The organism is Daeguia caeni (assembly GCF_042653845.1).
Taxonomy (GTDB): domain Bacteria; phylum Pseudomonadota; class Alphaproteobacteria; order Rhizobiales; family Rhizobiaceae; genus Brucella; species Brucella caeni.
The window spans coordinates 1-4,687 of sequence record NZ_JBHSEL010000086.1 but is presented as its reverse complement, the minus strand read 5'-3'; the positions used below and the strand labels follow the sequence as shown (position 1 = coordinate 4,687).

Here is a 4,687-nt window from a genome sequence, read left to right as displayed (position 1 = left end):
GTGCTTCTTCTGGGGCATTCCAACGTCCTCCTACGGCTCAATAGCCTACTTCAGGGAGGACCACTTTTCAGGGGGCAGACCAGGGAGACGCGCAACGTGTCTGCCACAGTATTCATAGGGAGCCTCCTTCGGCAACAAGATCGGCCGCGATATCCGTTTTTTGAGTTCACTTTGGAAAGGGTTTCGCGGAGGATTTCGACCTCCATCGTCTTGCGGCCGAGCACGCGCTCCAGTTCGCGGACACGATTTTCCAGCTTTTCACTTCCGAATTGCCGACAACAGGCTCATCAGAATCCATGACAGCAGCTCTCCCCCTCGCTCAATGGCCTGCGCCATCGGTAAAGCAGATTGGGCGCAACACCATGGCGGCGAGCGGTGGACGAGACGGTCTCGCCTGGTTCGAAAACTCTGCTCGATGATTGTCAGCTTCTGCTCGGTTGTTCACCGCCTGCGGCAAACATCCCCCGTCAGCAATTCAACGTGTCGATACTCGTTAGACATAAGCCTGTCCTCAAGGCCTGTGCTTGAGCCTTTCTGCTTGTGCCGACTGACCGGTCGAAATGGGGGCAGTTCAGCTGATCAGTGTGCGCGTCCTTGTGTGATTATTGGCCATTCCAGATCGGTTTTGCGGACGGCGTAGCCAGTATGCCCATCACGTTTCAGTATTAGTAACCGTCTTGCCAACTGGTGGCCGTCAAGCCACTTGGCAAGATCGCATGCTAACCACCCGAACGCGCATTCATAACACTGCGTCAAAGAGTTTGCGATGATGCCTGTGCGCCTCGCGCTTGCCCTCCATATATGGGACAAAATTTCTTGATCCATCCTAGGCGGCATATCCAAGATGCATAGCAATTCATCGCTGATGTAAAGATCAGATGTGAAACTCATTTGCAGACCGAGGAGATGCGAAACGGTCGCTGTCACAGCGGTCTGGAATTATAGGAGTTCATTGTTGCAAATAGTTTGCAATTGCATATAATTCCTGTCTGGCCAAGAGAAGTTTCTGGTTAATGGGAGTGCAAAATGGGCGGTAGGTTCAGATGTTCAATGGTCGGCGTATTTCTGGGCGTTTCGTTGGCTTGTCTCTTTTCAGGTGTTGCACTTGCCGATGCAAAATTCAAAGTCATCACTACATTTACCATCATTGCTGATATGGCTAAAAATGTTGCTGGCGATGTTGCAGAGGTGCAATCCATCACCAAGCCAGGTGCGGAAATTCATGAATATCAGCCAACGCCAGGTGATATTTATCGCGCTCAAGATGCGCAGCTCATTTTGTCAAATGGACTCAATCTTGAGCTATGGTTCAGGAAATTCTACTCCAATCTGGAAAACGTTCCTGAAGTTGTGGTGTCAGATGGTATTGAGGCAATCAGCATTGTCGAAGGGCCATATAAGGGCAGGCCGAACCCGCATGCATGGATGTCGCCGCAAAATGCCTTGATATATGTAGACAATATTCGCGATGCCTTTGTAAGGTATGACCCTGATCATGCTGAAACATATAATAAAAATGCAGAAGAATATAAGAAAAAAATTCTGGAAACGATTGCCCCTGTCAAGGAAGAATTGACAAAAATACCGGAAGATAAACGTTGGCTTGTTTCAAGTGAGGGGGCATTTTCATATCTTGCGCGCGATTTTGGTCTAAAAGAACTCTATCTTTGGCCGATCAATGCGGATCAGCAGGGGACGCCACAACAGGTGCGCAAGGTTGTTGATGCCGTGCGGAAATATAAAATTCCGGCGGTGTTCAGTGAAAGCACGATATCTTCCAAGCCGGCTGAACAGGTCGCTCGCGAGACCGGTGCGCATTATGGTGGTGTGCTTTATGTCGATTCACTGAGTGAAGCAGACGGGCCTGTTCCTACATATCTTGATCTCCTGCGCGTTACGTCCTCAACGATCTCAAAAGGGTTATCTCAAGGTTTGACGCAATGACAACAATGTTAACTAAATCAACGAAATTCCCATCAGGGCTAGGATCTGGCATTTCGGTCAGGGGGGCGAGCGTGATTTATCGCAACGGCCACATGGCCTTGCGTGATGCCAGTTTCGAAATTCCCGCTGGCACAATTACGGCCCTTATCGGCGTGAACGGATCAGGAAAATCCACCTTGTTTAAAGCCATTATGGGTCTTGTCCGACTTGCGCGTGGTGAAATCCGCGTGCTGGATATGCCGATTGAAAAGGCCTTGCGTAAAAATCTCGTTGCCTATGTCCCGCAGTCCGAAGAAGTAGACTGGAATTTTCCGGTACTTGTTGAAGATGTCGTCATGATGGGTCGTTATGGCCATATGGGCATGATGCGCATTCCCGGAAAAGCTGACTATCAAGCCGTGGCGGTTGCACTTGAACGCGTCAACATGTTGGAGCTGCGAAAGCGCCAGATTGGTGAATTGTCGGGCGGGCAGAAAAAACGTGTTTTTCTTGCCCGCGCTCTGGCACAGGACAGCAGGGTCATCCTGCTTGATGAGCCGTTTACCGGCGTTGATGTCAGGACGGAAGAACAAATCATAACGCTGTTGAAAGAACTGCGTGATGAAGGGCGTGTCATGCTGGTCTCAACCCATGATCTCGGATCAGTGGCAGAATTTTGTGACCGCACGGTTCTCATCAAGGGGACGGTCATTGCTTATGGTGTGACAGCGGATACTTTCACGCCGGAAAATTTGGGACGCGCCTTTGGTGGAATGAGCTCCCACTATATTCACGGTGAGCAGCGGAAATATGAGCCGGCCATGTGAGCATCATGGGCATGGTGATCGGGGTCATGGCTGAAGTTGACAAGGATATGCGTGCGAAGTGCTCATGATGAATATGTCCGGGTTGATGATGACTCTTTTAGAGCCCTTCAATTACAACTACATGCTTAATGCGATGTGGGTCTGTCCTCTCGTGGGCGGAGTATGTGCATTTCTTTCCTGCTACCTGATGCTCAAGGGCTGGTCGCTGATTGGTGATGCGCTTTCGCATGCCATCGTGCCGGGCGTGGCTGGCGCTTATATGTTGGGGCTGCCATTTTCCCTGGGGGCATTTTTCTCCGGCGGTCTGGCTGCCATGACCATGGTCTTTTTAAATCAGCGTACAAAGCTGAAGGAAGATACAATTATTGGCCTGACATTCTCAGCTTTCTTCGCGCTCGGTCTTTTTATGATTTCGTTGAAACCCATGGCCGTCAATATTCAGACGATCGTGCTTGGTAATGTACTGGCAATCACACCAACGGATATTTTGCAGCTTGCAATCATTGGTCCGGTTTCGCTGTCCATTCTTCTGGTGAAATGGAAAGACCTGATGGTTACTTTTTTTGACGAAACTCAAGCACGCGCGATTGGCCTTAATCCAACCCTGCTCAAGGTCATGTTTTTTACTTTGCTGTCTGCTTCAACTGTTGCTGCACTGCAGACAGTTGGAGCCTTTCTGGTGATCTGCATGGTGGTAACCCCCGGCGCGACCGCTTATCTTCTCACCGATCGCTTTTCACGTCTTCTCGTCATTGCGGTAACAATCGGCGCAGTGACCAGCTTTATCGGTGCCTATTCCAGCTATTTTCTCGATGGTGCAACCGGCGGCATCATCGTCTGTCTGCAGACATTGACTTTCCTGATAGCCTTTTTCCTTGCACCCAAGCACGGACTCTATGCAGCCAGAAAACGTGCTCGGCGCCTTGCGGAGGAAGGGCAATGATTGATCATCTACTGGCACCTTTTCAGTTTGAGTTCATGATCAACGCCATGGTGATTGCATGCATCATTGCTTTGCCAATGGCACTGCTTTCCTGTTTTCTCGTGTTGAAGGGCTGGGCTCTGATGGGAGATGCCATCAGTCATGCGATATTTCCCGGTGTGGTGATTTCATACATGATTGGGCTTCCGCTTGCCCTGGGCGCCTTCGTCGCGGGCATGTTTTGCGCGGTTGCAACGGGCTTTCTGAAAGAAAACAGCCGCATCAAGCAGGACACAGTGATGGGTGTCGTGTTTTCCGGCATGTTTGGCCTGGGCCTGGTACTTTATGTCAAGGTACGGGCGGACGTGCATCTGGATCACATATTGTTTGGTGACATACTTGGTGTGTCCTGGCGCGATATTGGCGTCGCGGCAAGTATTGCACTGCTCACCACTGCAATCATCCTTATAAAATGGAAAGATTTCTTGCTTCAGGCATTTGACCCGGCACAGGCATATGCCATTGGCCTAAAAGTAAGATTTCTGCATTATGGTCTGCTTGCACTCATTTCCCTTACGATCGTTGCTGCATTGCAGGCGGTGGGGCTTGTCATGAGTGTTGCCATGCTGATTGCGCCGGGCGCCATAGCCTTCTTAATGGCGCGAGAATTCAGGGTTATGCTGGTGCTTTCCGTCCTGATTGCCATCATTGGCTCTTTCTTTGGTGTCTATCTCTCATTCTTTATTGACAGCGCACCAGCACCAACCATTGTGTTGCTTTTGGTACTTGTGTTCGTACGGTCCATTATCCGTGCCAACAGGCAGACCAAGATGGAGTAAGTTCTGCAGCCTAAAGCATGGGGCTGCGATGTCGCAGGCTGAAACCTGCATCTATTGAGTGCCATCGCTTTCATGTCAGCTTGATTTTGCAAGCGCCGACAGCCACGGCATTCAAACGCGAGCTATCGTTGCTCGATTTACTCCCCACACTGATTTGCTGTCAGGGCGATCATGTG

4 protein-coding genes and 1 pseudogene are annotated in these 4,687 nt (G+C 50.2%); 4 read left to right on the top strand and 1 reads right to left on the bottom strand.

Features of this window, described 5'->3' with window-relative positions:
• Window positions 1-83: 83 nt before the first annotated feature.
• Window positions 84-501, bottom strand: a pseudogene (locus ACFO1V_RS09660) (transposase); the annotation flags it as partial.
• 549 nt (window positions 502-1,050) lie between these two features.
• On the opposite strand from ACFO1V_RS09660, the gene ACFO1V_RS09655 reads away from it, so the two are divergent.
• The 4 genes from ACFO1V_RS09655 (at window position 1,051) to ACFO1V_RS09640 (ending at window position 4,511) form a co-directional block, all read left to right on the top strand.
• Window positions 1,051-1,944 carry a metal ABC transporter substrate-binding protein gene (locus tag ACFO1V_RS09655; protein WP_374834630.1) on the top strand — a complete coding sequence of 298 codons (894 nt, stop codon included), beginning with the start codon at window positions 1,051-1,053 and terminating at the stop codon, window positions 1,942-1,944.
• Window positions 1,945-1,949: 5 nt separating this feature from the next.
• A complete protein-coding gene (locus tag ACFO1V_RS09650; RefSeq protein ID WP_445438792.1) occupies window positions 1,950-2,750 on the top strand; it encodes a manganese/iron ABC transporter ATP-binding protein in 801 nt (266 codons plus the stop codon).
• An 85-nt stretch (window positions 2,751-2,835) separates the two neighbouring features.
• Complete coding sequence (locus tag ACFO1V_RS09645) at window positions 2,836-3,693, top strand: metal ABC transporter permease (protein ID WP_374834628.1); 858 nt, start codon at window positions 2,836-2,838, stop codon at window positions 3,691-3,693.
• Entirely contained in the window at window positions 3,690-4,511 is an 822-nt protein-coding gene (locus ACFO1V_RS09640; RefSeq protein ID WP_380075094.1) for a metal ABC transporter permease, read from the top strand. Before ACFO1V_RS09645 ends, ACFO1V_RS09640 begins: the two co-directional genes overlap by 4 nt.
• Window positions 4,512-4,687 lie beyond the last annotated feature (176 nt).

Coding starts and splice junctions, on each gene's coding strand:
- ACFO1V_RS09655 (WP_374834630.1), top strand. CDS start 1,051: ATGGTCGGCGTATTTCTGGGCGTTTCGTTGGCTTGTCTCTTTTCAGGT.
- ACFO1V_RS09640 (WP_380075094.1), top strand. CDS start 3,690: ATGATTGATCATCTACTGGCACCTTTTCAGTTTGAGTTCATGATCAAC.
- ACFO1V_RS09650 (WP_445438792.1), top strand. CDS start 1,950: ATGTTAACTAAATCAACGAAATTCCCATCAGGGCTAGGATCTGGCATT.
- ACFO1V_RS09645 (WP_374834628.1), top strand. CDS start 2,836: ATGATGACTCTTTTAGAGCCCTTCAATTACAACTACATGCTTAATGCG.